Genomic DNA, 24,600 nt, shown 5'->3' on the forward strand with positions numbered 1-24,600 from the left:
GGTCGGCGAGGGATTCGCCCGGCTTCACCCTGGTAACGTGCCACCCGTCCCCTGAATGACTGCAGCCCCCTCCACTATTGCACCGAAGGGTCTAACGCAATTTCTAAAAGATAAGACGACGTCTATCAAACCGCTGAGCTGATATCACGTTAGCATCAGTCCTTGAAAGAGCAAGGCCGTTTTTCAGCGCGAAGATGAATGCACTATTGACGCAATTACGGCGTCAAAAAACCGCTAATAATATTGACCTCAATAGTCCTTTCACGACTACAGCTTTGCGCAACAAACGCACATAACTTTTCATTACCGTCCATCGTCGACCCGCGCTTTATTTTTCTCACGTTTGTTACATCGGGACTAATGTGTAGGGCGAATGCCGACGCTTTCGGAAATTGGGACAGACGCAATGGAAAGCACCGAATGAAATGCACCCTTATCGTATTGACGCTTGCGCTCAGCAGCTTGGCCCACGCCGCGCCCATGCGCTGGGGCGATATTCGCGACGGCAGCCTCTATCTGCAGCCAGGTGGCGACGACACGTTGCGCGTCAGTTGGGTACCTGCCTGGCAAACCGATGCCAATGAAGAACGAATCTACCTGCTGGATGCCGAGGGAGAGTTGCGCGGCGAGCGTTTTATCCCTGCCAGCGAAAGGCGCGGCGAGCAGACCTGGGCATTGCCCGCGAGCGCTGCCAGTTACCGCGTGGAAGTCCCGGGCTACAGCTTCAGGCGTTATCGCTTTGAGCACGACGACAAGACTGTCGCCCTGTTCGCACCGGCAAAGGTGCATTTCAGCGCCGAGACTGCCTCCAATGTCGAAGTCTATTTCAAGGTCCGCGCCGGTGAACAGGCGATACTCGCAGGCAAGTATTTCGGTGGTGTCAGTGGGTTGCGTGCCGTGCGTTTGGGCGATGGCAACAACGTCGAGCTGAAACTCAAACCCTACCAGGACTACCCGAAGTTCGACCAGATTGCCTTGCCTGTCAGCGATAGGGATCAAGACTGGCGCCTGCGTCTGCAAGGGAGTGGCAAGGCGGCGTTCTGGCTGGACGGCACCGCCAACCTGTTTGCCCAGCGGCCCCAACACCTGCAGCCGCTGCGCCAAAACAGCGGCCGTACCGAGCTCAATTTGCATCCCGAGGTGCTTGGCCCCACGCCGCGACTAGGTGTCGCCTTGCCTTACTTGCTTCCACCACCGGCAAGCCATGCCGCCCTCGACGCGCTCAAACCCCGCGCGGGTGGCTTTTACAGCGCCGTCGATATCATGGCCGCCAAGCCTCATTACGAAGAGGCCTTCAGACGTTTTTATCTGGAACGCGGTGGCATCGATATGGATATCACCTTGCTGGCGGGCAGTCGTCGCAAGGCCGACTTGAAGGCCAACAGCCAGAGCGCCGCCGGCCTTGACGCCTGGCTGGCGACAACCGTGGCCTTGGGTCGAGGCACTCACTACCTGTCGTTTGCCGACGAGCCCAACTACAACTACCCCGACTATGAGACCTACAAGCACTTCTTCGACGCCATGTATCGCCAGGTACGCGACTACCCGGGCGCGCGCGAAGCGGGTGTGCGCATCGCCATGCCCGCCAGCTCGCGATTCGTCAATGGGCCGTTTACACCAGAAGGTGCGCAGCGCCGTGGCATCGATTGGGCCCGGCGCATGCTCAGTGAATCGGCACCGCAGATCGACGCCTTGGCCTGGCATGAGTGGATGATTCGCGACCTGCTGGCCACTCGGGTGTACCGAGACTCTGTGCGCCAGGCTGCGGAAGTCGTCGGCCTGCAATCCGATGGTCGGCCACGTAAGGCGCTGTTGCTGGACCAGACCAATATATCCAGTGGGTCAAGCGTGAGCCCCTACGAACAGGAAACGCACTTCGCATCATTGTGGTGGGCCTCGGTGGCTATCAATTCAGCCCAGGATGGGCTGCTCGATATGCTCAACTGGTTTCAGGCCGCCGACGACCCGAACCACCTCAAAGGCATGATCCGCATGCCTGGGCCTGATCGCTTCGAGCTGAAGCCGGTAGGTCTGGCGCAACAATTCATCCAATCGCATTGGCTCGATCAGGTCCGGCGGATGGACAACAGCGCGTTCGAGGTCGATGCCCTGGCGATGGCCCGCGGCAACGAACGCACCGTGCTAGGCGTAAACAAGGGCGAGCGCTTGCAACGGATCAGCTTGCAGGGCGCAGGCACCGCCTGCCCTTCCCTCAGCCTTTTCGGCCCTGACAGCCGTAGTCGCGAAGCCGCTGTCGATTGCCGGGATGGACGCATTCGTTTTGATGTTCCGGGTGAAAGTATTTTCGCCTTGACGTGGCGTGCGTCGTAAACTGCGCAGCAGTCGTCAAACTGGACAGCCGGGTAGCGCTGAAGCGGGACGGTGCACAGTCTCATCGCAGGTGCGTGCAATCCCCCGCCACAGTTACGGTGTTCCACGATCCGTCAGTTACCGCAAGCAAGCTATGAGGTCCATCTCTTGAGCAAAGCGCCCTACGTTCCTCCCAAGGTCTGGAAAAACGATGCCCCTTCCGGAGGCCAATTCGCCAGCATCAACCGGCCGACCGCAGGGCCGACCCATGACAAAACGCTGCCGATCGGCAAGCACCCGTTGCAGTTGTATTCACTGGCCACCCCCAATGGCGTGAAGGTCACCATCCTGCTTGAGGAGTTGCTGGCGCTCGGGCACACCGGTGCCGAGTACGATGCCTGGCTGATCCGCATCAACGAAGGCGACCAGTTCTCCAGCGGCTTTGTCGAGATCAACCCGAATTCGAAGATCCCGGCGCTGCTGGACCGCAGCGTGGAGCCGCCCATTCGCGTCTTCGAATCAGGGTCGGTCCTGCTTTACCTCGCGGAAAAATTCGACGCGTTCCTGCCCAAGGATCCCGCAGGTCGCACCGAAACCCTGAACTGGCTGTTCTGGCAGATGGGCGCGGCGCCTTACCTGGGCGGTGGGTTCGGGCATTTCTATGCTTATGCGCCGGAAAAGCTTGAGTACCCGATCAACCGCTTCACGATGGAGGCGAAGCGTCAGCTGGATGTCCTCGACCGTCGTCTAGGCGAAAGCGCCTACCTGGCCGGGGACAGCTATACCATTGCCGACATCGCAGTGTGGCCCTGGTACGGGCAGTTGGTGCGAGACAACGTGTACTCGGCGGCGGAGTTTCTATCCGCGCATCAATACACCCATGTGCAGCGCTGGGCAGAGGAAATCGCCAATCGGCCGGCGGTCATCCGTGGCCAGCGGGTCAACCGGACGTGGGGCGATGAGGCGAGCCAGGTGCCCGAGCGGCATCAGGCCGCTGATCTGGACCAGAGAACCTGATTCGTGTCTGCTCGGCAGCCCCACGAAGGTCAAACAGACACAGGGGCCGCCGGCAACATGACCAGCAATTCCTCCAACCCCATCGGCTTGGCGAAGTAATAACCCTGGGCTTGCGTGGCGCCCATTTCCCGTAGCAGGTCCAGGGTCGCTTGATCCTCGACGCCTTCGGCCACCACGCTGAGGTCCAGCGATTCGGCCATGCGCACAATCGCCCGGACGATCGCGCGACTGCGGGCGCTGGTGGTCAGTTCGAGGATGAACGACTTGTCGATTTTCAAGCCGCTGAAGCGGTATTGATGCACATAGCTCAGGGATGAAAACCCTGCACCGAAGTCATCGAGCACTACCGACATGCCGTTGTCGGCCAATTGCTGCATGGTCAGTCGGGCGATGGTCGGTTCCGCCACCAGTGCGCCTTCGGTCAACTCCAGACAGATGCGCGAAGGTTCAACTTGATGCCTGGCCAACAGTGCCAGGACATCACTGGCAAAATCCGGGCGGGTCATGCTGTAGCTGGAGCAATTGACGTGCACCGCAGGCCAGTTGGCGTGCTCGGGCTGGGCGAGTATCGCTGCAATGCTGTTGAGCATGTACAGGTCCAGTCGACCAATCAGACGCAGGCCCTCGACATCCGGAAGGAAGTCGCCCGGGGCGATCACCCTGCCCCCCGGTTGATGCCAGCGAATCAGCGCTTCAAGGGCCAGCAGCTCGCCGGTTTCAACGCTGACTATTGGCTGGAAATACGGCAGCAATTCGTCCGTGCGTTTGAGCGCGTTGCGCAAGGCCCCTTCCCGCTCGACCTGGTCCGAGACTTCACGGCGCACTTCCTGATTGAACACGGCATAGCTGTCGCGCCCGGCACTCTTGACCCGGTACATCGCCGCATCGGCATCGCGCAGCAAATCGGCCGGCTCGTGATGAAACTGACTGTCGGCGCTGACAATACCGATGCTGCACGACGAAAAAACTTCGTGGCCATTGATGAAGAACGGCAGGTCAAACGCCACCAGAATGCGTTCGGCAATTTCGATCACCACGTCCAGCGGAGCCTCCGGCGCGAGCACCGAGAATTCATCGCCGCCCAGACGCGCCAGCAGGTCGGTCTCGCGCAAGCAACCGCGCAAACGGTGGGCTGCCTGCATCAACAGCAGGTCGCCAAAATGATGGCCGAGGCTGTCGTTGACCAACTTGAAACGGTCGAGGTCGATGAACATCACCGCCAGGTGCCCACCTTCGCTGCCAAACCGTGACCAGGCAAGGCTCAGTCGCTGTTGCAGGCAGGTACGATTCGGCAGCCCGGTCAACGCGTCGTGAGAGTTTTCATGCTGCAGCTTGGCATTGGCGTGGTCGAGCTCGCGGGTTCGGTTCTGCACCCGGGCTTCGAGCTTGAGGTTGGCGGCGTGGATCGCTTCGGCGGCCGTACGACGCGACAACGCGGTATCAATGTGCCGCGACACGAACGTCAGCAGTTCCTGATCACGCAGGGTATAGCGCACCTGCGAGGTATAGCTTTGCACCGCGAGCACGCCCCGCACCACGTCGCCGTCGAACAAGGGAATGCCCAGCCAGGAATAGGAGCGGACATACTCATCGGCCAGGTCCGCTTCACCGCTGATCGACAGGCGCTCAGCCTCGGTGGAGTCAATCAGGCAAGGTCGGCGCTGACGAATAACGTATTCGGTCAGGCCTCGACGCCCTCGGCGTGCAGCCGGGCAGGTGGTTTGCCGCTCATCGACGTAGTACGGGAAGGTCACTTCAGTGGTCGCGTCGTCGAACAGCGCAATGTAGAAGTTCTGGGCGAACAGCAGATCACCGACGATGCCATGCAAGGCCTGGAACAATTCGGTCATGTCGCCGGGCCGGCTCGACAGTTCGGCAATCTGGAACAGTGCGCTCTGCAGATGCTCGGCGCGCTCGCGCTCGGCCACTTCCTGCCTCAGTTCGTCGTTCAGTGCCGACAGCTCCAGGGTGCGACGCATGACCGTCGCTTCCAGGTCCTCCCGGTGCAGAATCCGGTCCAGCGCCATGGCCACGTGCCGGGCCACCACCAGGAACAGTGCGCGGTCTTCGGCGCTGTAGGTACGGGACACGTCGTACACCTGCATGGCAAGCATGCCGAACACTTCATCGGAGGCATTTTTCAGCGGCGCGCCCATCCAGAACTCGGGACGATCACCGACGCAGTAGAAGCGGCCTTCGGTCTGCGCCGCGAGAATGCCCGCAGCATCGATCAGCAACGGCTGGCCAGTAGTCAGCACCTGGCCCGTCAACGACAAGTGCGAAACGTCCAGGTATTCGTAGTGTTCGGCCTCCACGGCATCCACGTCGATGATGTCGACGTAATACGGGTAGTCGATCTTTCCGGAGTGCGGGTCATACAGCGCGAGATAGAAGTTCTCGGCATCGATCAGGCTGGCCAGCAGGCGGTGGACGCCCACCAGGAACACCGATCGATCACGGGTCGAACTGGCCAGGTAAGTGATTTCATAGAGGACACGCTGAGTGATCTGCGCGCGGGCAAGGGTGTTGGTCTGGACTTCGATGCCCAGCCGCTGAGCGAATTCGGCGAGCGCGGGGTCTGCCGCATCGTCGAGGGGTGCAAGCAACCAGCCGAGCACCGTTTCGCCTTTACCGGTCGGCCAGCGGTGCAAGCGCCGGGTCTGGCAGAAAACCTCAAACTCGTCATTCGCAACGATGGCCGGCCACGGCACCTGCGGATCGCCCTGCCCGATCAAATGCAGTTGCTCACCGGCGCGGTACACCACCCAGGCGCGGGTGTGGAGGCCGTTACGCGCCGAGTCGAGCAACCGCTGGACCGTGTCATGTCCACTCGCCAGGGCCATGCCGACCGTATCCGAATTCCGTTTCAACTGAGAAGCGTCAACGTCGTACGCGCTCGATTGCCGAGGAGCGTCTTGCAATGGACTAAAACTCATCAACGCTCCCTGAGCCAGAAAATGGCGATACCGCTTATGGATAGCAAGCAATGTGCCGGCACGCATTCCGTTTAAGGCTTATAACGGTTTTTTTCAATAGTTTTGTTTGCTTTAGTGGCAAGCCTCATTGATTAACGCGTCGGGCTGGCTACTATCTGTGTCGCCTAATGGTACAGATTGCCGACGATCAGTAATCCAAGCGCGCTGTGTCCAGCGGCATCAATTTCTGTCCGCAGGATTTGCCGATACACTTCGCCGGCTTTCGAACCCTGCGTTCGAGATAGCCATTCGCCTGACGGTGGTCTCGGGCATTGATGAGTCAGTTCAATCAAGGAAGATAAAAATAATCAAGAAAGCTCTCGGCGCCCTGTTGCTCGTCTGCCTCAGTTCTAGCGTGCTTGCCGACGAAAACCTCGTCGGCTTCCGCGCTTCTACGCTGGCAGATGCACACACTGTCAGGCCACTTGAAATGGTCGTCTGGTACCCCACTCCAACGACCTCGCCACCGCAGTTGATTTCCGACAATCCCGTATTTTTTGGCGCCCTCGCCGTTCAAGACGCACCTCCGGCCACCGGCGAGCATCCGCTGGTGGTGCTCTCTCACGGGGTCTGGGGCAATTGGGGTAATCAGGTGTGGTTGGCCAGCGCACTCGCTCATAAAGGTTACATTGTGGCGGCAGTCAACCACCCCGGCACCACCAGCAAGGACCGCAGTCCTGAAGCCGCGGCGCAGTTATGGTTGCGACCCGCTGACCTGAGCCGTGCCATCGATGCGGTCACCGCACAGCCGGAAAAATTTGGCGTGGTCGCGCAGCGCCGAATTGCCGTAGTGGGCCATTCACTCGGTGGCTGGACTGCCCTGGAAATCGCGGGTGCACGTTTCGACCCGGACCTTTTCACTCAGGATTGCGGCGCTCATCCGACATTGGCCCCTTGCGCGGTCTACGAAAAAATAAACCCTGCCAGCTCCCCGGCATCGAAGACCCGACTGGCCGCGGACTTGAGCGATAAACGCGTCAGCGCCATCGTTTCACTGGACATTGGCCTGTCACGCGGGATGACGGACGAAAGCCTGGCAGCGCTACCGGTACCGACCCTGGTGATTGCAGCGGGCGTGCCGTCTGAAGACCTTCCCGCTCATCTGGAGTCCGCCAACCTGGCCAAACGCTTGCCCCAAGCGTCGACGCGCTACGTCGAAATCAGCGACGCCACCCACTTCAGTTTTATGTCGATCTGCAAACCTGGCGCGGTGACGTTGATCGAAGAATCGTCGCCGGGCGATGGCATGATTTGCCGGGATGGCGACGGCGCTCGTCCACGAGACGTGATCCAGCAGCAGACGATTACGCTGATCACCTAATTCCTGGCTCAGCCCCTCGCAGCGAAGTAACCGGACGATCTGATCACAAGCTCCCCATCAAGGATTGCCCACCGGCCGAGGTTGGCGCGGCAATCCATTGATCACGATGTAGAGCAACGGGCCGATTGACACGAAGATCGCCGTGAGCAGGAGGTAAGGCAGCACCGAGGCGAGCGATCTTCCTTTCGAACGGGCGTCCCGGTACATCCAGATGCAGGCCATGCAGGCGAGCACATACAGATCAATGACGACCTGCGCGGTGTCCGGGCTCGACATGAGTGCAAGGCCGAATTCAATGAGCGATTGCTCGGCGTGCCAGAGCGTCCATGCCGTGTAGAGGGAAAACACCAGCAAGATGATGAGCGCGAGGGAAGGTCTTTTCATGGCGTCCTTTGCAAACAAGCGGGGTGATGGGTACGGGCAAGTTAGTGCTATCGTCGCCCCGACCTCAATGACCTGACAGGTCATGGACGCCTACAACCCGCACTGCCAGAGTCAACCCATGAGCACTCGCCCCTTTCCCCGCACGACACCCCCGACAACCGCCGGCGCGCAACTGCGCCAGCTACGCCAACAGGCCCGGTTGAGCCAGCTCGACCTCGCCCTGATCACCGGGATTTCCCAACGCCATTTGAGTTGCATAGAAACGGGCCGCGCCAAACCGAGCCCCGGCACGCTGCACAATTTGCTGACGGGTCTGGACGCCCCCCTGGATCAGTGCAACAACGTGTTCCTGGCATCGGGTTACGCCCCTCGCTACGAAGCGACGGCACTCACCTCTCCCTTGATGGACGCGGTCAGAGGGGCGATCACTCACGTGCTTCACGCGAATAATCCCGCGCCGGCGATTGTGCTGGGCAGCCACTGGCAAGTCCTGGCCGCCAACGCCAGTACCGCTGTGCTGTTCGGGTTGGTGGGACTGCCGGTCGACGCGACAGAGGGACTTAACCTTCTCGTCACCCTGCTGCAGCCTGGAGGCTTGGGAGATCATCTGATCAACGCCGAAGAAATCAGAACCGTCGCCTGGCAGCGCGCTTCCCGTGAGGCGTTGGTCAACCCTGGGCTGGCCAGCATCCTGGAAAGTCTGCCCGCCCCAGCCAGCCCACCCCTCATGACCAGCGAACTCCCCCCGCTGATGCTGACCCGAATCACCTCCACTCAGGGCGAGCTGAACTTCCTGTCCACCTTCACGACGTTCGGCATGCCGCAGGACATCACCGTGACCTCATTGCGCATCGAGCACCTGATTCCCGCTGATCCCAGGACTTGGGAAGTCATGACCCGCGCCTACGAGCAATCACTGGGCAACGAGAGGTGAAATTCGGGTGATGAACGGGTCCTGCCGTCCAGCGACGATGGACCCAAAGCAGCCATGAATTGAACGACGGAAAATGACAGCTAAGCTTCCTTCTATTGCCAGGCTTGTTCAGCAGATCGCGCCTCGCTTTGTCAGCTTTTCACGCCCGTCTCGGAGGGGAGTCAATGAAACGCCTTGTATTGCTCATCGCGATCTCTTTGCTGACCTCTGCCTGTCAGAGCGACAACGACGGCATCACCCGGCTTGATAACTGTGCCTGCTATAAATCGCCGGAGAACCAACAGCTGCAAGCTTCGCAAATAGCCTGGAAAGACCCCGACACCTTGCAAAAACAATTCTCGCATTGTGTCTGCCGCGCCTTGATTGACCTGAAGGAGGCCGATGATCCCGGTAAATTTTTCGTGCCGGGTACCCAGATCAAATAACGTCTATTGCTTGTAACGCAACGCATCCACCAGCAACGCAAACGCAGGTGACGACTGACGTCGACTCGGATAATAGAGGTGGAAACCGGAAAACCATGGCGACCAGTCTTCCAGCACCTGTATCAGGCGCCCGGAACCGAGGTGAGGCGCGACCACGTCATGGGGGACATAGCTCAACCCGAAACCATCCAGCGCTGCTGCCAACAGCTGATAAACGCCGTTGTAGGTCACCTGGCCTGACACACGGACCTTGAGACGCTCGCCATCCTTGGCGAATTCCCAGGCATACAGACCGCCGTTGGTAGGCAAGCGCAGGTTATTGCACAAGTGATCGGTCAGCGCCCGAGGCGTCTTGGGTAATTCGCGGTCGGCGAAGTAGTCAGGGGATCCAACCACCGACATGCGCATATCCGGCCCTATACGCGTGGCAATCATGCCGTCCGCCACGTCCTCGCCCAACCTGACCCCGGCATCAAAGCCCTGTGCGGCGATGTCGACGAAGCTGTAATCGCAGCAGACTTCCACCGAGATGTCGGGGTATTTGGGAAGGAAGTCTTTGAGCACGGGCCGAATGAGCAGAAGGAGAAAAATCCATGCTCATCGTTCATCCCAATGGATCGCAGCCCTCTGCCGTTGGGCCCGCTGATTACTTTACCGGCACTGTGCGTGTCGACGCGCCGTTCAAGGGAACGGAAGAGGCGCGGGTCAGTGGCGCCACCGTGACCTTTGAACCTGGCGCCCGCACGGCCTGGCACACGCACCCGTTAGGGCAAACCTTGATCGTCACGGCGGGATCCGGGCTGGTGCAAGCACTGGGGCAACCGGTTCGCTCCATCAAACCGGGCGACACGGTGTGGATTCCACCGAATGTCAAACACTGGCATGGCGCAACCGCCACCACTGCCATGACGCATATCGCCATCGCCGAAGTACTGGACGGTAAGGTGGTCGACTGGATGGAACAGGTCAGCGACGAACAATACGCCGAAGGGTTTTGATTGAAGTTCACACGCCTCAATAAGACGCCTGGTTTATGCAGTCAAACGTTGGCGAGACGGGCTTGAACTAGCGATGGTCGCGGTAGCGTTCGGTCAAGGACTGCACCCGGGTGACGTAGGATCGCGTCTCGTCATAGGGAGGCACCCCGTTGTACTCGATTACCGTGGCTTCGCCAGCGTTGTACCCTGCCAATGCCAGCATCTGGTTACCGTTGAAGCGCTTGAGCAGCCAGGCCAGGTAACGCACGCCGCCACGAATATTCTGTCGTGCGTCGAACGGATCATTCACCGCGAAACGCTCGGCGGTGGCGGGCATCAACTGCATCAGCCCCTGGGCGCCAGCGACGGAAATGGCGTTGGGGCGAAACGCCGATTCGGCATGTATCACCGCGCGGACGAGCGCCTTGTCGACACCATAATCACCCGAAGCGGCTTCGATCTCGCGCCGATAGGACTGGGTGTCCAGGCTCAGTGAGGCGACCTTGAAATCCTTCGGCGCCATGCACAGATAGCAGTCCTTGATGTAATACAGCTCAAGAACGTCGACCCGTGCGGAGATCCCGACAGGGCGCCGGCTCGCGTATTGGCGAACCCCCTTGTGCATGAAGGTGAACACCCGAATCCGCACCGCACCGGGGTCGTCGTTCCGCACAACCCGTGGCAGTGCCTTTGCTTTGGCACCTGCACCGACGCCCGGCATGCCGTTCACTCGCGTGCAGCGGGCGCTGGCGATGGCCTGGCTGGTGTAGCTGATGACTCCGTCTTTGCCCTGGCACTTGAACATGGCGCTGGCGCACAGTGGAGCGACCAGCAAGGTCAGTCCGATGCAACCAAGAAGGCGCTTGCGAGCGCATCGCCATGCTCTGGAACTCATCACATCACTCCGCGCCGCGGGTGCCTATCAGGCCGGGGGCGTCTGCTCGGGCGCTGCCTCTGGAGGGCCGATTGCGGGTGACCCGGCGTTTGTTCTGATAGTTATAGCCCTTGTAACCGGCGTTGGAACTTGCGATGACGTACGGGCTACCGGCGCTCCCAGGCTTCGTCGAAGCTTGATAACTCCAGACGAACGTAGCACCGAATAACTGGCAAAAATCACAGCTTTGCTACCATTACCAAGCGGCATCGGGACCGAGGGCTTTGGCTAGCCAGTCAGTCTCCTCCTGCCGGGCATTGATCTGCTCATTTCGAGCCTGCCTGACCTCATAGGGGGTGCAATGCGCATTCCAGTACTGTACGCGTTGTCAGCTGTATTGTTGTTGAGCGGATCTGCCTCCCTGGCCCAGTCGGCGCAAGAGCCCTCCCCGGCCCCGGCCGCCTCTGCCAATCCAGCGCCCGTCGCCGCAGTGGCCAAAGATCCAGTATTTACCCAGGAGCAGCTGGATCAGATGCTGGCGCCCATTGCGCTTTACCCCGACCCGTTGCTGGCACAGGTGCTGATGGCCAGCACCTACCCCGGTGAAATCACCGACGCGGTGAGCTGGTCCAAAGCTCACCCTGACGCCAAGGGCGACGATGCGGTCAAACAAGTGGCGAGCCAGCCTTGGGACCCGAGCGTGCAAGCGCTGGTCGCCTTCCCGCAGGTCCTGGCAACGCTGGGACAGGATCCCGTCTGGGTACAACGCCTGGGTGATGCTTTCCTGGCGCAACCTGACGACCTCATGGACGGCGTTCAGCGTTTACGTCGCCAGGCGCAAGCCGCTGGCAACCTGCAGAGCAACCAATATCAGAACGTGACGGTTCAGAACATTGCACCACCGGCACCTGCAACTGCCCCCGCACCGGCTCCGAAGGCCGCAGCACCCGAAGCTGCCCCAGCGCCCGCGCCTGCCACGATCATCATTCAGCCCGCCGACCCGCAAGTGGTGTACGTACCCACCTATAATCCGACCACCACTTACGGTACGTGGGCCTACCCGGCCTCACCTCCCGCGTACTATCCCCCTCCTCCCGCTTATTACCCGGGTCAGGCATTGATGGCCGGGCTGGCATTCGGGACCGGCGTGGCAATCGTCGGCGCCTTGTGGGGCGAATGCGACTGGGGCAACAACGACGTCGACATAGACGTTAATCGCTACAACAACATCAATCGCAACAACCAGATCACCAACAACCAGAACAAATGGCAGCACAACCCGGTTCATCGCAATGGCGTGCCCTATCGTGACGGCAAAAGTCGCGAACAGTACGGCCGGCAACTGAACGGGGCGAATCAGCGTGAGGCCTACCGAGGGGACAATGCCCAACGTGCCCAGGCGCGTGAAAATGCCCGCAACTCCATGGACAAGCACGGTATCGAGCGCCCGGCCACCAGCAACCGCGAAGCCCGGGATCAAACGCGTAAAGCCCAGGCCCAGACCAACGATCGCAATCGGGCGCAAACCGGTGCCGATAGGCCCAGGACAACGGACCGAGGCCAGGGTACCCCTGCCAGAAATACTCGTGAGAATCAGCAGCCCCGCACCGCTCAGGCGAATCAGCGTTCAGAAAGAACACCGCAGACGCGCCAGGCGAACAACAATCGCCCGGCCGCCAGCACGGGCAGTGCCCGCAACAATGCATTTGCCGGCGCACGGACACCGTCACAGGCCAACGCCCAAGTTAATCGTGGTAGGGCCAGTCAGGCCTCAGCCCAACGCCAAACGGCCTCTCGACCATCGGGTCACCAGATCAGTCGGCCTTCAAGTCCGCCAGCGCGTTCGCGGGGGGGCCGTCGGTGAACAATTATCCTGGAGTGAAAATAGGCATGGGCGTGCTCCCTACGGTCATCGCGATAGCGGCCGGTTTGCTGTGGTCGTGCGTTGCAGCGGCGCAGCAGGCATTTCCAACGCCGGAAGCGGCTGCGCAAGCGTTCGTCGAAGCCCTGGGGACAGAGCACGCGGACAAGGCGCGCCTGACCGAGTTGCTGGGGGAGGAATGGCACAATTTCGTCCCGCGCGAAGGTGTGCAGCGAGAAGATGTGGATGCGTTCATCAAGCAATACAAGGCGCAACACCAGATCGAAAAAACCGGTGACAACAAAGCCCATCTGGCGGTCGGCAATGACCACTGGACGCTGCCCATACCGTTGGTAAAAGAAGCCGCCGGTTGGCGTTTCGACATGAAGGCCGGCAATGCCGAAATCCGCGTACGTCGCATTGGTCGCAACGAAATTGCTGCGGTGCAATCGGTGCTGGCCTACCACGACGCCCAGATGGAATATGCCGCGGTCGATCGTGACGCAGACGGCGCGCTCGAATACGCGCAGAAAATCGTCAGCACCCCCGGCAAGCACGACGGACTGTATTGGGCGGATGACGACACGGACCAGATCAGCCCGTTAGGCCCCTCGTTCGGCAAAATCATTGAAGGCGAAGACTGGCATGGCTACCGCTTTCGTATCCTGGATGGCCAAGGCCCTTCGGCACCGGGTGGCGCCTACAGTTACCTGATCGGCGACAAGATGAGCCGGGGTTTTGCGCTGATTGCCTGGCCGGCGAAATACGATGACACCGGCGTCATGAGCTTCATGATCAGCCATGAAGGCGAGGTGTTCGAGAAAGACCTGGGGCCCGATAGCGAAAAACTCGCGCAGGCGATGAAACGCTTTGATCCGGATGACAGCTGGAAGGTGGTTCCGGACGACCCGCAATAATCCAGCCTGATCTTCATCGCAATGCCGGTGCCACGTAAAACGGCGCCGGCATGCCCCCGCCGCTCTCTTTAGCTTCGGGTCAAAAACAGCGTCGCGATTTGCCCTCCTCTGACCAGCAAAATCCTCAAAGCAACCGTTCAATGGCAGAATCCCCTTAACTTGATCGTTTTGGAGACCACCATGCTTCGGGCATTTGAACGAAGACTCGACCCTTTTCCGCCTGACGAGGTACCCCCGCCACCCGACGGCCTGGCGCGATTCCTGTGGGCCTGCACCCGAGGCGCACGCGGCTATATCCTTGCGTTTGCGCTGCTCAGTGCCGGCGTGTCGATCTACGAAGCCTGGTTGTTTTCCTTCCTCGGTCAGGTCGTGGACCTGCTCTCGACCTGGCAGGCAGGCGGCGATGCGGCGGCGCAGGAAAGCCGCGTGTTGTGGGGCATGGGCATCGTCATGGTGGCCAGCGTCGGGCTGGTGGCGTTGCGCACCATGGTGCAACACCAGATATTGGCGATCAATTTGCCGTTGCGGCTGCGCTGGGACTTCCATCGCCTGATGCTGCGGCAAAGCCTTTCGTTTTTTTCCGATGAGTTTTCCGGCCGGGTCACGACCAAGGTAATGCAGACGGCGCTGGCGGTGCGCGACGTGCTCTTCACCCTGATCGAAATCGCCCCCGGGATCGGCGTGTACTTCATCGCCATCATCGCCCTGGCCGGCGGCTTCGCCCTGAAACTGATGCTGCCCTTCGTGGCGTGGGTCGCGTTGTTCGGGCTGGCCATGGTGTATTTCGTGCCCCGCCTGGGGAAAGTCGGGCAGGAACAGGCCAATGCCCGATCGATGATGACCGGGCGTATCTCGGACGCCTACACCAACATCACGACGGTGAAGCTGTTCTCCCATTCCAATCGTGAAGCGCACTTTGCGCGTGCAGCGATGGAGGACTTCAAGCAAACCGGTTTTCGCCAGATGCGCCTGGTCAGCCAGTTCGAGATCGTCAACCAGGCCTTGGTGGTGGCACTGATCATGGCCGCCGGCGGTTATGCCCTGTGGCTCTGGCACCAGGGCGACGTCGGCGCCGGTGCCGTGGCGGCCATCACTGCCATGGCGTTGCGTATCAACGGCATGTCGCACTGGATCATGTGGCAAATGACCTCGCTGTTCGAGAGCATTGGCACCGTCCAGGACGGCATGGCCACCCTGACCCAGGGTGCCAAGGTGCAGGACGCGCCAAACGCCGGTGTGCTGGTGCCCGCTGGCGGCGCGGTGACCTTCGACAACGTCGGTTTCAACTACAACGGTGAACGCCAGGTGCTCGATGGCCTGACCCTGAACATCCGCCCTGGCGAAAAAATCGGCCTGGTGGGCCGTTCCGGCGCCGGCAAATCCACACTCATCAACCTGCTGCTGCGCTTCTACGACGTGGACAGCGGCGAGATTCGTATCGATGGTCAAAACATCGCTCACGTGACACAAGACAGCCTGCGCAGCGCCATCGGCATGGTCACTCAGGACACCTCCCTCCTGCACCGCTCCATCCGTGACAACATCGCCTACGGCCGCCCGGATGCGACCGACGCGCAGATCCACATGGCCGCGAAAAATGCCCAGGCCGATGGGTTCATCAGCCAACTGAGCGACCGCCAGGGTCATACCGGTTATGACACCCTGGTGGGTGAGCGCGGCATCAAGCTCTCGGGCGGCCAGCGCCAACGCGTCGCCATCGCCCGGGTGATGCTCAAGAACGCCCCGATCCTCTTGCTGGACGAGGCCACCAGCGCGCTGGATTCGGAAGTCGAAGTGGCCATTCAGGAAAGCCTCGATGAAATGATGCAGGGCAAGACCGTCATCGCCATCGCCCATCGGTTGTCAACGATCGCGGCCATGGACCGGCTGATTGTCATGGATGACGGACGCATCATCGAACAAGGTACCCACGCCGAACTGCTGCGCAAAAACGGCACCTACGCGCGGCTGTGGCACCATCAGAGCGGTGGGTTTCTGGGCGAGGATCAGGGTGTGGCTGAAGCAATGGAGTAGCCATGAGTGGCCGTTGCTGGAGTGACGCTCACCCAGCATGGCCTATCGAAAACGCCAGGATGAGCGAGTCAGAAAACCTTACCCCAACACAAGGACGCGAGACCGGATATGAAGCTGATTGCTGCGCAAATACGTTCTACACCCGGCGACATCGAAAAAAACATCGCCAGACACCTTGATGTCATTCACCTGGCTGCTCGCCAAGGTGCCCATCTGCTGCTCTTTCCCGAGCTCTCTGTCACCGGTTACGAGCCACGTCTGGCGGAGGCTCTGGCAGTCCACCCGAGCGATGGCCGTTTTGATGAGTTCCAGGTGTTGAGCGATCGATACGGCATGCTCATCGCCGTGGGCGCGCCAACGAAGGGACCCCAGGGCACCGAGATCAGCATGATTGCCTTCCAGCCAGGGCTGGAGCGCACGGCCTACTCGAAACAGCAGCTGCACGCCGACGAGCTTCCGTTCTTCACCCCGGGCACTAAAGGGCGTGTGTTTGAGCATGCCAACGTAATCCTGGCACCCGCCATCTGCTATGAGTCGTTGCAATTGAGCCATGCCGAACATGCCGCCAAGTCCGGCGCTCAGGTCTATCTGGCCAGTGTGGCCAAGTCTGAGAGAGGCGTTAAGTCGGCCTATAGCCACTATCCGATAACTGCTAAAAAACATTCCATGACGGTGCTGATGGCCAACTTTATTGGCGCCGCCGACGACTATATTGCAGCCGGTCAGTCTGCTGTCTGGAACAGTGACGGTGAGCTCGTTTGCCGCGTTGATGCCACCCAAGAAGCATTGGTTGCATACGACCTGCAGACTGGAGAAACCGGCGTTTTCAGCTTGGCTTGAACGCCAGGAATGACTCAACGCCCTGCATTCCGCACAGGAATGCAGGGCATGAAATTATTGAATTTTTGTTATCTCGCTGGGTGGCGTAGCTTGATTTGAGGACATGGAGAACCGCCTTGAAATCAACCACGCTCAACTCCGCTGAAAAATTTGATACCTCTCGCGCCAACGAGTACGGACGGCAAAGCCGTATTGCACTCGCCGGTTACGACGCCTGCCAGGACTTGGCGGCGTGCATACTGGCAGCAAGCCTGGGCACGACAACTGGGGCCAAGATACTTGTCGTCGGCGCTGGCGGTACGGCGCAGGAAATCATTGCAATGGCCAAGCTCGAACCCGGTTGGCGCTTCACTGCCGTTGACCCTTCGGAGCCCATGCTGGAGGCAGCGAAGCAGCAGCTAGCCGCCAACAACCTGCTGGATAAAACCGACCTGCATCTTGGGCATGTTGAAGACCTGCCCGCCGACGAGTCATACGACGCAGCCACCCTGATCGGTGTCCTTCATCATCTCGACGGGGATGAAGCGAAACGACAGATTCTGCGATCCATTCGGGCTCATCTAAAGCCGGGTGCGCCATTGATTGTCGCGGGGAATCAATACGCTTATGCCAGCCAGCCGCTACTGTTGGCTGCCTGGGGCCAGCGGTGGCGCCAGCACGGTGCGAGCGCCGATGAGGTAAAGGCCAAGCTGGGGAAAATCCTGCAAGGCGCTGACCCTCCGCATTCCGAGGCGGCCGTTCAGAAGCTGCTGCATGAGTGTGGATTCGGGGACGCTACCCGGTTTTTCAGCAGCTTGTTTTGGGGGGCTTGGTTGGTGTGTAAGACGGGTTGAAAAAAGAAATTGAAGTGTGCATTTGGTGAATTTTTTCTGGTGCCCAGGTAGCTGCCAATCGTCGAACGTACGGCCTGGGTCGTTTTCTGCCTCTCGCGACGGGTAGATAACGGCCAAAAGCAGGCGCTCGTGAGCATCTCTTACGACACCAAGAGTGCGATGTCGCTCCAGCTTTTCACTCAACCTGAATGGCTCCGCAGCAGAATTGGCGTTAGCATTCCATTAACTTAGTATAAATAGATTGTTTTTCGGATCAGGGTCGCATTGTGGAAAAGCTAAAACGCCTTCAAAGCGGAATAGAAGGGCTCGATGCTCTGCTCAAGGGCGGGCTGGTCGAGGGGGCTTCATACATAATCCAGGGGCGTCCGGGGTCTGGAAAAACCATCCTCGCGAACCAGCTTGGGTTTCATCATGCGAATAACGGGGGGCGGGTTCTGGTCGCCACCCTGTTGGCTGAATCGCATGACCGTCTTTTTCAGTTTCTTTCTACCCTTAGCTTTTTCGACTCATCTAAGGTCGGCGTCGAAATTCAGTTTGTCAGTGCTTTTGACACCTTGGAAAACGAAGGCCTGGATGAGGTTGTGAAGCTGCTTCGGCGCGAAATAAGCCGCCAGAAGGCCACGGTGATGGTCGTAGATGGTTTGCTCAATGCGCGGTCGAAAGCTGATTCGCCCATCGATACCAAGAAATTCATTTCAGAGCTGCAAGGTCATGCTGCTTTCGCTGGTTGCACAGTGCTGTTTCTTACCAGCTCCCGCCTCGACGATGGCAGTCCTGAGCACACCATGGTTGACGGCGTGATTGAGATGGGTGAGGAGCTATATGGCACTCGTTCAGTGCGTCGAATTCAGCTTCGTAAAACTCGCGGCAGCCCCGCAATGACGGGTCTTCACGAGTGTGAAATAACCGAAAATGGCTTGGTGGTTTACCCACGACTTGAAAGTCTCTACAGCCACCCGTCGTCCCCCGACAGCGCCGACATGACCCGTATCGCCAGTGGAATTAAATCACTGGACGACATCTTGGGCGGAGGCTTGCACAGTTCCAGTGTGACTCTGGTAATAGGCCCGTCCGGGATTGGTAAAACAACACTGGGCCTCAAATTTCTGGCTGAGTCGACTGTAGAGGCGCCGGGCCTACATTTTGGTTTCTACGAAAGCCCACAACGGTTGCGACTCAAAGGCCTGTCACTGGGTATCGATATCAAGGGTATGGAAGACAGTGGAGCGCTGAGCATTGCCTGGCAGCCTACTACTGAAGGATTGCTGGATGGGTTGGGTGCACGACTGCTGAGTCTTGTTGAAGAAAAGGGCATCAAGCGCCTGTTCATCGATAGCCTTAGTGGTATGACGCGAGTCTCGACAAATCCGGCGCGGATTAATGACTTCTTCAGCGCTTTGATGAACGAACTGCGATCCAGGGGCGTTACGGTATTTGCCTCTTGGGAAATGCGCGATCTTTTTGGCTCCGAAGTCAGCGCACCGAACTCTGATCTGTCCAGTATCGTCGACAACCTTATGCTCATGCGGTTCTCTGAGAATCAGTCTGAACTAAGCAGGACGCTTTCCATTCTTAAGGTACGAGACAGCTCTTACGACGCTTCGCGCTTCGAGGTCGTCATTCGTGATCAAGACGTTTTCCTGAAAAAGGCTTCACGATATGAACCATCAGTCCCTGCTGAGTCATCGCCCGGTTCAACATCTTAAGCCTTTGTGCGGATTGAATTAACATGACAACCATCCTGGTCGTCGACGACGAGTATTTGATCGCTGACATTCTCAGCTTCGCGCTGGAGGATGAAGGGTTCATGGTGGTAACGGCGAGTAATGGTCGAAAAGGACTTGAGGTGCTGGATAGAGAACGGCCTGCCTTGGTCATTACCGACTTTATGATGCCGGTCATGGACGGCCTGGAATTCGCCACAGCTGTCCGAGCCCTTCCTTCCAACCATCATTTGCCGATCATCTTGATGAGCGGTGCTCAGGCGCACATCGGTATGCAGAGATCGGACCTGTTTGATGCGGTGTTGCCAAAGCCATTCGACATTGACTTGATGATTGCTGAAGTTAGAGAGCTACTATCTTCGAAGTAGTCAACAATACTTCGATGCAGACGATGAGCCGAGAGCGTTCCCTTTCAAGCGGCTGTTTTTGGCCGATATCAGCCGGTCAACAAGCCTGCGATCCGGCCAGAAGCCGACATTCAGTCCGGCCTCTTTTCGGTCAGCAGTGGACGACCAACGATTCTGATAGATTGCTACCGATTCACTCTCTGTCGAGAAACACCACCCATGAAGGTTATTCGCAGCAAGGATTTCACCGCCACTCGCGCCTGGGGGGCTCACGACATAGCGAACATGGACGGAACCACCGTCCGCCTCCACTGGACCGACCAGCCCTACAAGTGGCACGTCAATGATGGTGAGGAGGTTTTCGCAGTCCTCGACGGCACGGTAGATATGCACTATCGCGAGTCAGGCATTGAACGGGTCGTGACATTGGAGGTAGGCGACGTGTTTTGCGCAGGGGTTGGATGTGAACATGTTGCGCATCCTCGTGGAGAAGCGCGGATTCTGGTTATTGAACGAGAGGGCAGCGTTTAAGTTGCCCAGGCTTTACCGGCGCTCTGACAGATCAATCAGTAGCGATAGCAGGGGTTGGCGACTGGCCAATGACTGCCATTGGCGAATGCCAGGAAACGGCGATTCTCTGTCTGTGACGGCACGCTGAAAACAACCTGCCGGCCTTCGACTCAATCTCCCAGCCAGCGCATTGTCTGAACCGAAATATGCGGATGACTTTCCAGCGGTTCCCATTCATCCAGGAAGACAAATCCCTGCTTCAGGTAGAAGCCGCAAGCTCTCGCATTGTCTGGAGAGACATCGAGAAAAACGCGATCAAACCCCTGGTCCCTTGCGCGAGCCTTTACGGCATCAACCAGTTGAACGGCCACACCGGAGCCCCGTGCGGCGGGCTCAATCCACATTCCGATCAAGTTGAAGCGGTTCGCGTTACTGACTGCGGCACCGATCATTCCGACAGGTCTGTCGCCGTCGAACGCTAGCCAGAATGCAGTTCCGTCGGTTGATGCTCGTTCTTTCCACTGTTCGTCATCGTAGGTGACGGCGGTCTGGTAACTCACGCCAAACGCTGTGGGTGTGTTTAAAAGCGCGGCGAGTCGGACCTGCTTCAAAAGCATCCAGTCCTTAGTTTCCGTCGGTCGAATATCCATGATCGTCCTTAAAAGTCAGCGTCTCAACGTCTCACAATCATGTCGAGGCGGCAACCCTGGCGTTGCCCGCTTGAATCTGCTCTAAACCTGCGGCTAGCGCCTCCAGCAAAGCACCGACTTTCGCAAGCCGCTCACGGCCCTTTGGCCACACCAGATTGATCGCCTGTCCATCCGTTGCCCGATCCGGGAGGACTTCAACCAGCGTGCCCTCTTCAAGCTGGCGCTTGATCAACCACGTAGGCAACTGCGCGATACCGCACCCCGCCGACACCGCGATCACCAGACCTTCTCCATCGCCCACGACGAGGTTTGCAGGTACGACCCGGCGTTCAATCTCGCCTGGGTTGCTCCCGGAAAAACTCCAGGGGTGGACGCTGCCATCTGCCCAGCCGTAGGCGATGCACTGGTGATGGTCCAGATCGCGATCCGTCATGGGCGTGCCGTATTTGCTCAGGTACTTAGGCGACGCACAGAAGACATGCCATTCGTTGCCCAGGAAGCGATGCCCCAACGTGGCAGGCCACAGGGGCGAGCCACCGATGCGTACGACGATATCGAGGCCTTCTTCGGCGGGGTCGATGAGACGGTCTGAAAACGAAATGTGCGGGAGCAGCAGTCCGTGTTCTTGGGCAAACTGCAAAATGACGGGAAGTGCCTGCAAACGGCCAAAAGCCCCTGGCAGGCCGATGCGAACCCTGCCACGAAGCTCGGTGTTTTCGGCGTGCAGCGACAGCTCGGCTTCTTCCAGATCGGCCAGCACACCCGTGCAGGTTCGATAGAAGGCAACGCCCGCATCCGTCAGTGACAAGCTTCTCGTTGTGCGGTGAAACAACCGACTGCCAAGTCTGCTCTCCAATCGAGCGATGCCTTTGCTGACGGCCGACGCGGTCAGGTTCATCCGCTCGGCAGCCGCCTTGAAGCTGCCGAAATCGGCTACGCAGACGAATACATCAATGCCCTTTAATCGCTCAGAGGAAAACATAAACGTTCCATACTCATGAATTCAGTTCCGATCATTTGATAAAAAACGTCACTAATCAGAACAGCATTCCCCAGTAAGCTTGATTCCTGCGGATCTATCAACGCTACGCTGCCCGCAACTGCCCTGAAACCACCTGCTCAATAACGAGGCAAGGATGCTCACCACGCTAAAAAACTACCCGGCAGCGATCAAATTGCTGCTGTCGGCGTCTTTTGTATTGACCCTGGCGCGAGCGATCACCCTGCCCTATCTGGTCATCTACCTTTCCAGCAGTTTTGGCTTGAGCGTCGCCGATATCGGCCTGGTCATTGGCAGCACGTTGATCATTGGATCGTTGCTGAGTCTGTACGGTGGTTTTCTGGTCGACAAGATGTCCAGTTACCGGCTCATCCTGGGCTTCAGCGTTGCATTCACACTGGGTTTTCTCGGGACGTTTTTTGCGCGCGATCTTTGGCTGTTCTACGGCTGCCTGGTGTTGATCAACCTGGCTTACGCGGTCATTGAAATCGCGGTCAAATCCGGCTTTGGCAGCCTGCTCGCGGTGAGTGATCGCAGTGAAGTGTTCTCGATCAAATACACCCTGACCAACGTCGGCTATGCCGTCGGCCCGTTTCTTGGCGCCGGGTTGGCGAAACTGGATATCGGTTTGCCGTTCCTGTTGTCTGTGGCGCTGGGTGCAGGGTTCTGTGGGGTTTATTTTTTTCGGGGCAATAAAGGCGTAACTGCAATCAATGCAGCACAAAACCCCGCCCCCTTCCTGGCCGTAGGAAAGCTGCTGCTCAAGGATTATCGGCTGGTGTGTTTCACCCTTGGCGGGCTGCTCACCGCCGTGGTGTTTGGCCAGTTCACGGCGTATCTCTCGCAGTACCTGGTGGTCACCACGACGCCTGAAACCACTTACCAGATCATCAGTGCCGTGGTGGCGACCAATGCGCTGATGGTGATTGCCCTGCAGTACGCCATCGGCAGACGGATCTCCCAACGACACCTGAATCTGTGGCTGGCGGCAGGGCTTAGCCTGTTCATGGCCGGCGTGGCGGGCTTTGCCCTGTCGACCACGCTTTTGCTCTGGGTCCTGTCCATGGCGATTTTCACTGTCGGCGAGATCATCGTGTTTCCGGCCGAATACATGTTCATCGACCGAATCGCACCCAACCATCTGCGCGGCATGTACTACGGCGCACAAAACCTCTCCAACCTTGGAGCAGCCCTCGGCCCGGTGCTGTGCGGCATCGTCCTGGCCAGCTACCCGCCCCACTGCATCTTCTACATGCTCGCCCTCTTTATCGTGGCGGGTGGTGTGTTTTACTTTTTGGGGGCATCCCATTCGAAGAAGGCAACGGGGTGATATTGCCCTCCTCAGGTCGACGCCTGGTCTGTGCATAGGCGTATCACCCTTAGCTGAGTAAACTAGCCCGCATGCTTGTCGGAGCAATTCTTTTTCACATCAGGAACTAACGTGGCCAAATCTATTGAGGAAACTGCATCCCTCGAGTCCTTCTCTCTCGAGAGCCCCTCGCCTCTGTATGCGCGGGTCAAGCAAATCATCATGCAGAAGATTCGCTCTGGTGCCTGGTTGCCCAATTCCAAGCTCCCGTCTGAAAGCGAACTGCTGAACCTGCTGGGCGTTAGTCGCATGACCATCAACCGGGCCCTGCGTGAGTTGACCATCGAGGGCTCGCTGGTGCGGATGCAAGGCGTCGGCACTTTTGTGGCGGAGCCCAAGGGGCATGCGGCGCTTTTCGAGATTCACAATATCGCGGAAGAGATTGAAGCTCGCGGTCATGAGCATCGCTGCGAAGTGATCGTGCTCGAGGAAATGCCCGAGCGTGCACGTGCTTCGATGCCCTTTCCGCTCGAGGGGGTCAAGCGGCTGTTCCACTCGGTGGTGGTGCACCACGAGAACGGTGTGCCTGTGCAGATCGAAGAACGCTTCGTCAATGCCGAGGTGGCACCAGCCTATCTGCAGCAGGACTTCACCCAGGTCACGCCCTACGCCTACCTGATCCAGTTGGCGCCACTGACCGAAGGCGAGCATGTGGTCGAATCGATCCACGCCAAAGCCGCGGAGTGCAAACTGCTGCAGATCAAACGCTATGAGCCGTGCCTGTTGATTCGCCGTCGGACGTGGGCGGCGAAGGGTCAGGTGGGTTGTGCCCGTCTGGTTTATCCCGGCTCGCGTTATCGCCTGGAAGGCAAGTTCGGTAACTGATTCACTGATCGAGCGGCCCCCGCCTGCCGCTCGGCATGCCCTTTGTTGCACCTCTTCTCCTGACACTGTTACTGCCACCGGCCCGAGTGGTAGAAAAGTGACATTTTGCGGCTGATCGCGCACATAAGTGTTACCTAAAACTCATCCTTCCCATAAAAAATCATAAAAGTTGCAACAGGATTTTCAAGCTTCGTCTTATCAGCCTTATCTTTTCCTGTTTTTTATCTATTTGATTTAAATCACATTTCATATTTTTTCAGGATCCGATGACCAACATCAATCCAGGTTCTGGCCCTTCACTTGCATTCACTTGTACATACAGGTTGGTATAAGCGCACATGTACATGCATGTAGCACAGCTACCGACCCTCTAATCACTGCCTGAGAAGATGACCATGACCACCAAGACCACCCGCTTCCGTGACGTTGAAATCCGTGCCGCCCGCGGTAACACGCTGACCGCCAAAAGCTGG

At 58.7% G+C, this 24,600-nt stretch carries 21 protein-coding genes and 1 pseudogene; 16 read left to right on the plus strand and 6 right to left on the minus strand.

What is annotated here, in order from left to right; translation table 11 throughout:
• The first annotated feature begins 420 nt into the window (after window positions 1-420).
• The gene (locus AC3ZVB_RS27170) at window positions 421-2,331 is read left to right on the plus strand and encodes a hypothetical protein (RefSeq protein WP_194691908.1); all 1,911 of its coding nucleotides are present in this window, start codon (window positions 421-423) and stop codon (window positions 2,329-2,331) included.
• A 147-nt stretch (window positions 2,332-2,478) separates the two neighbouring features.
• Window positions 2,479-3,327, plus strand: coding sequence for a glutathione-dependent disulfide-bond oxidoreductase (yghU, locus tag AC3ZVB_RS27175; protein WP_490148269.1), 849 nt, complete (start codon window positions 2,479-2,481; stop codon window positions 3,325-3,327).
• Between the two features lie 29 nt (window positions 3,328-3,356).
• On the opposite strand, the gene AC3ZVB_RS27180 is transcribed toward yghU, so the two are convergent.
• The gene (locus AC3ZVB_RS27180) at window positions 3,357-6,263 is read right to left on the minus strand and encodes an EAL domain-containing protein (protein ID WP_490148270.1); all 2,907 of its coding nucleotides are present in this window, start codon (window positions 6,261-6,263) and stop codon (window positions 3,357-3,359) included.
• A gap of 346 nt (window positions 6,264-6,609) precedes the next feature.
• Between AC3ZVB_RS27180 and AC3ZVB_RS27185 the strand changes: the two genes are divergently transcribed.
• Window positions 6,610-7,623, plus strand: coding sequence for an alpha/beta hydrolase family protein (locus tag AC3ZVB_RS27185; protein ID WP_490148285.1), 1,014 nt, complete (start codon window positions 6,610-6,612; stop codon window positions 7,621-7,623).
• Between the two features lie 57 nt (window positions 7,624-7,680).
• On the opposite strand, the gene AC3ZVB_RS27190 is transcribed toward AC3ZVB_RS27185, so the two are convergent.
• Window positions 7,681-8,007 (minus strand): DUF2834 domain-containing protein, encoded by a 327-nt coding sequence (locus AC3ZVB_RS27190; RefSeq protein ID WP_490148271.1) that lies wholly within the window; start codon window positions 8,005-8,007, stop codon window positions 7,681-7,683.
• Window positions 8,008-8,125: 118 nt separating this feature from the next.
• Between AC3ZVB_RS27190 and AC3ZVB_RS27195 the strand changes: the two genes are divergently transcribed.
• Window positions 8,126-8,941, plus strand: a complete 816-nt coding sequence (locus AC3ZVB_RS27195; RefSeq protein ID WP_490148272.1) for a helix-turn-helix domain-containing protein — start codon at window positions 8,126-8,128, stop codon at window positions 8,939-8,941.
• 164 nt (window positions 8,942-9,105) lie between these two features.
• Window positions 9,106-9,366 carry a hypothetical protein gene (locus AC3ZVB_RS27200; protein ID WP_490148273.1) on the plus strand — a complete coding sequence of 87 codons (261 nt, stop codon included), beginning with the start codon at window positions 9,106-9,108 and terminating at the stop codon, window positions 9,364-9,366.
• 3 nt (window positions 9,367-9,369) lie between these two features.
• Here the strand turns inward: AC3ZVB_RS27200 and AC3ZVB_RS27205 are convergent.
• A pseudogene (locus AC3ZVB_RS27205) lies at window positions 9,370-9,942 on the minus strand (LysR substrate-binding domain-containing protein); the annotation flags it as partial.
• Between the two features lie 17 nt (window positions 9,943-9,959).
• On the opposite strand from AC3ZVB_RS27205, the gene AC3ZVB_RS27210 reads away from it, so the two are divergent.
• Entirely contained in the window at window positions 9,960-10,364 is a 405-nt protein-coding gene (locus AC3ZVB_RS27210) for a (R)-mandelonitrile lyase (protein WP_162439044.1), read from the plus strand.
• Between the two features lie 67 nt (window positions 10,365-10,431).
• Here the strand turns inward: AC3ZVB_RS27210 and AC3ZVB_RS27215 are convergent, their stop codons facing one another.
• Window positions 10,432-11,238: a lytic transglycosylase domain-containing protein gene (locus tag AC3ZVB_RS27215; protein ID WP_490148274.1), complete on the minus strand. Its 807-nt coding sequence runs from the start codon at window positions 11,236-11,238 to the stop codon at window positions 10,432-10,434.
• Between the two features lie 340 nt (window positions 11,239-11,578).
• Between AC3ZVB_RS27215 and AC3ZVB_RS27220 the strand changes: the two genes are divergently transcribed.
• The 8 genes from AC3ZVB_RS27220 (at window position 11,579) to AC3ZVB_RS27255 (ending at window position 20,304) form a co-directional block, all read left to right on the plus strand.
• Complete coding sequence (locus AC3ZVB_RS27220; protein ID WP_490148275.1) at window positions 11,579-13,081, plus strand: DUF3300 domain-containing protein; 1,503 nt, start codon at window positions 11,579-11,581, stop codon at window positions 13,079-13,081.
• Window positions 13,082-13,107: 26 nt separating this feature from the next.
• A complete protein-coding gene (locus AC3ZVB_RS27225) occupies window positions 13,108-13,995 on the plus strand; it encodes a DUF2950 domain-containing protein (RefSeq protein ID WP_490148276.1) in 888 nt (295 codons plus the stop codon).
• 180 nt (window positions 13,996-14,175) lie between these two features.
• Window positions 14,176-16,029, plus strand: a complete 1,854-nt coding sequence (locus AC3ZVB_RS27230; RefSeq protein ID WP_162439048.1) for an ABC transporter ATP-binding protein — start codon at window positions 14,176-14,178, stop codon at window positions 16,027-16,029.
• Window positions 16,030-16,137: 108 nt separating this feature from the next.
• Window positions 16,138-16,869: a carbon-nitrogen hydrolase family protein gene (locus AC3ZVB_RS27235; RefSeq protein ID WP_490148277.1), complete on the plus strand. Its 732-nt coding sequence runs from the start codon at window positions 16,138-16,140 to the stop codon at window positions 16,867-16,869.
• Window positions 16,870-16,985: 116 nt separating this feature from the next.
• Window positions 16,986-17,702, plus strand: a complete 717-nt coding sequence (locus AC3ZVB_RS27240; RefSeq protein ID WP_490148278.1) for a class I SAM-dependent methyltransferase — start codon at window positions 16,986-16,988, stop codon at window positions 17,700-17,702.
• Between the two features lie 263 nt (window positions 17,703-17,965).
• The gene (locus AC3ZVB_RS27245; protein WP_490148286.1) at window positions 17,966-19,408 is read left to right on the plus strand and encodes an ATPase domain-containing protein; all 1,443 of its coding nucleotides are present in this window, start codon (window positions 17,966-17,968) and stop codon (window positions 19,406-19,408) included.
• 23 nt (window positions 19,409-19,431) lie between these two features.
• Window positions 19,432-19,794 (plus strand): response regulator, encoded by a 363-nt coding sequence (locus AC3ZVB_RS27250; RefSeq protein WP_490148279.1) that lies wholly within the window; start codon window positions 19,432-19,434, stop codon window positions 19,792-19,794.
• A gap of 198 nt (window positions 19,795-19,992) precedes the next feature.
• Window positions 19,993-20,304 carry a cupin domain-containing protein gene (locus tag AC3ZVB_RS27255; RefSeq protein ID WP_490148280.1) on the plus strand — a complete coding sequence of 104 codons (312 nt, stop codon included), beginning with the start codon at window positions 19,993-19,995 and terminating at the stop codon, window positions 20,302-20,304.
• 149 nt (window positions 20,305-20,453) lie between these two features.
• On the opposite strand, the gene AC3ZVB_RS27260 is transcribed toward AC3ZVB_RS27255, so the two are convergent.
• Window positions 20,454-20,933, minus strand: a complete 480-nt coding sequence (locus AC3ZVB_RS27260; RefSeq protein ID WP_490148281.1) for a GNAT family N-acetyltransferase — start codon at window positions 20,931-20,933, stop codon at window positions 20,454-20,456.
• Window positions 20,934-20,970: 37 nt separating this feature from the next.
• Complete coding sequence (locus tag AC3ZVB_RS27265; protein ID WP_490148282.1) at window positions 20,971-21,915, minus strand: LysR family transcriptional regulator; 945 nt, start codon at window positions 21,913-21,915, stop codon at window positions 20,971-20,973.
• A 154-nt stretch (window positions 21,916-22,069) separates the two neighbouring features.
• Here AC3ZVB_RS27265 and AC3ZVB_RS27270 point away from each other — a divergent pair, with 154 nt between their 5' ends.
• On the plus strand, window positions 22,070-23,263 hold the full coding sequence (locus AC3ZVB_RS27270; RefSeq protein WP_490148283.1) for an MFS transporter: 1,194 nt from the start codon (window positions 22,070-22,072) through the stop codon (window positions 23,261-23,263).
• A gap of 111 nt (window positions 23,264-23,374) precedes the next feature.
• Entirely contained in the window at window positions 23,375-24,127 is a 753-nt protein-coding gene (hutC, locus tag AC3ZVB_RS27275) for a histidine utilization transcriptional repressor HutC (RefSeq protein WP_162439056.1), read from the plus strand.
• Window positions 24,128-24,600: the final 473 nt, after the last annotated feature.

Source organism: Pseudomonas sp. MDV22-iso1 (assembly GCF_058145095.1).

What these genes read in the sequence shown, in the direction of transcription:
- AC3ZVB_RS27200 (WP_490148273.1), top strand. Translation starts at nt 9,106, where the DNA reads ATGAAACGCCTTGTATTGCTCATCGCGATCTCTTTGCTGACCTCTGCC.
- AC3ZVB_RS27270 (WP_490148283.1), top strand. Translation starts at nt 22,070, where the DNA reads ATGCTCACCACGCTAAAAAACTACCCGGCAGCGATCAAATTGCTGCTG.
- AC3ZVB_RS27230 (WP_162439048.1), top strand. Translation starts at nt 14,176, where the DNA reads ATGCTTCGGGCATTTGAACGAAGACTCGACCCTTTTCCGCCTGACGAG.
- AC3ZVB_RS27215 (WP_490148274.1), bottom strand. Translation starts at nt 11,238, where the DNA reads ATGAGTTCCAGAGCATGGCGATGCGCTCGCAAGCGCCTTCTTGGTTGC.
- AC3ZVB_RS27260 (WP_490148281.1), bottom strand. Translation starts at nt 20,933, where the DNA reads ATGGATATTCGACCGACGGAAACTAAGGACTGGATGCTTTTGAAGCAG.
- AC3ZVB_RS27265 (WP_490148282.1), bottom strand. Translation starts at nt 21,915, where the DNA reads ATGTTTTCCTCTGAGCGATTAAAGGGCATTGATGTATTCGTCTGCGTA.
- AC3ZVB_RS27220 (WP_490148275.1), top strand. Translation starts at nt 11,579, where the DNA reads ATGCGCATTCCAGTACTGTACGCGTTGTCAGCTGTATTGTTGTTGAGC.
- AC3ZVB_RS27195 (WP_490148272.1), top strand. Translation starts at nt 8,126, where the DNA reads ATGAGCACTCGCCCCTTTCCCCGCACGACACCCCCGACAACCGCCGGC.
- AC3ZVB_RS27190 (WP_490148271.1), bottom strand. Translation starts at nt 8,007, where the DNA reads ATGAAAAGACCTTCCCTCGCGCTCATCATCTTGCTGGTGTTTTCCCTC.
- AC3ZVB_RS27210 (WP_162439044.1), top strand. Translation starts at nt 9,960, where the DNA reads ATGCTCATCGTTCATCCCAATGGATCGCAGCCCTCTGCCGTTGGGCCC.
- AC3ZVB_RS27235 (WP_490148277.1), top strand. Translation starts at nt 16,138, where the DNA reads ATGAAGCTGATTGCTGCGCAAATACGTTCTACACCCGGCGACATCGAA.
- AC3ZVB_RS27255 (WP_490148280.1), top strand. Translation starts at nt 19,993, where the DNA reads ATGAAGGTTATTCGCAGCAAGGATTTCACCGCCACTCGCGCCTGGGGG.
- AC3ZVB_RS27180 (WP_490148270.1), bottom strand. Translation starts at nt 6,263, where the DNA reads ATGAGTTTTAGTCCATTGCAAGACGCTCCTCGGCAATCGAGCGCGTAC.
- AC3ZVB_RS27250 (WP_490148279.1), top strand. Translation starts at nt 19,432, where the DNA reads ATGACAACCATCCTGGTCGTCGACGACGAGTATTTGATCGCTGACATT.
- AC3ZVB_RS27170 (WP_194691908.1), top strand. Translation starts at nt 421, where the DNA reads ATGAAATGCACCCTTATCGTATTGACGCTTGCGCTCAGCAGCTTGGCC.
- AC3ZVB_RS27225 (WP_490148276.1), top strand. Translation starts at nt 13,108, where the DNA reads ATGGGCGTGCTCCCTACGGTCATCGCGATAGCGGCCGGTTTGCTGTGG.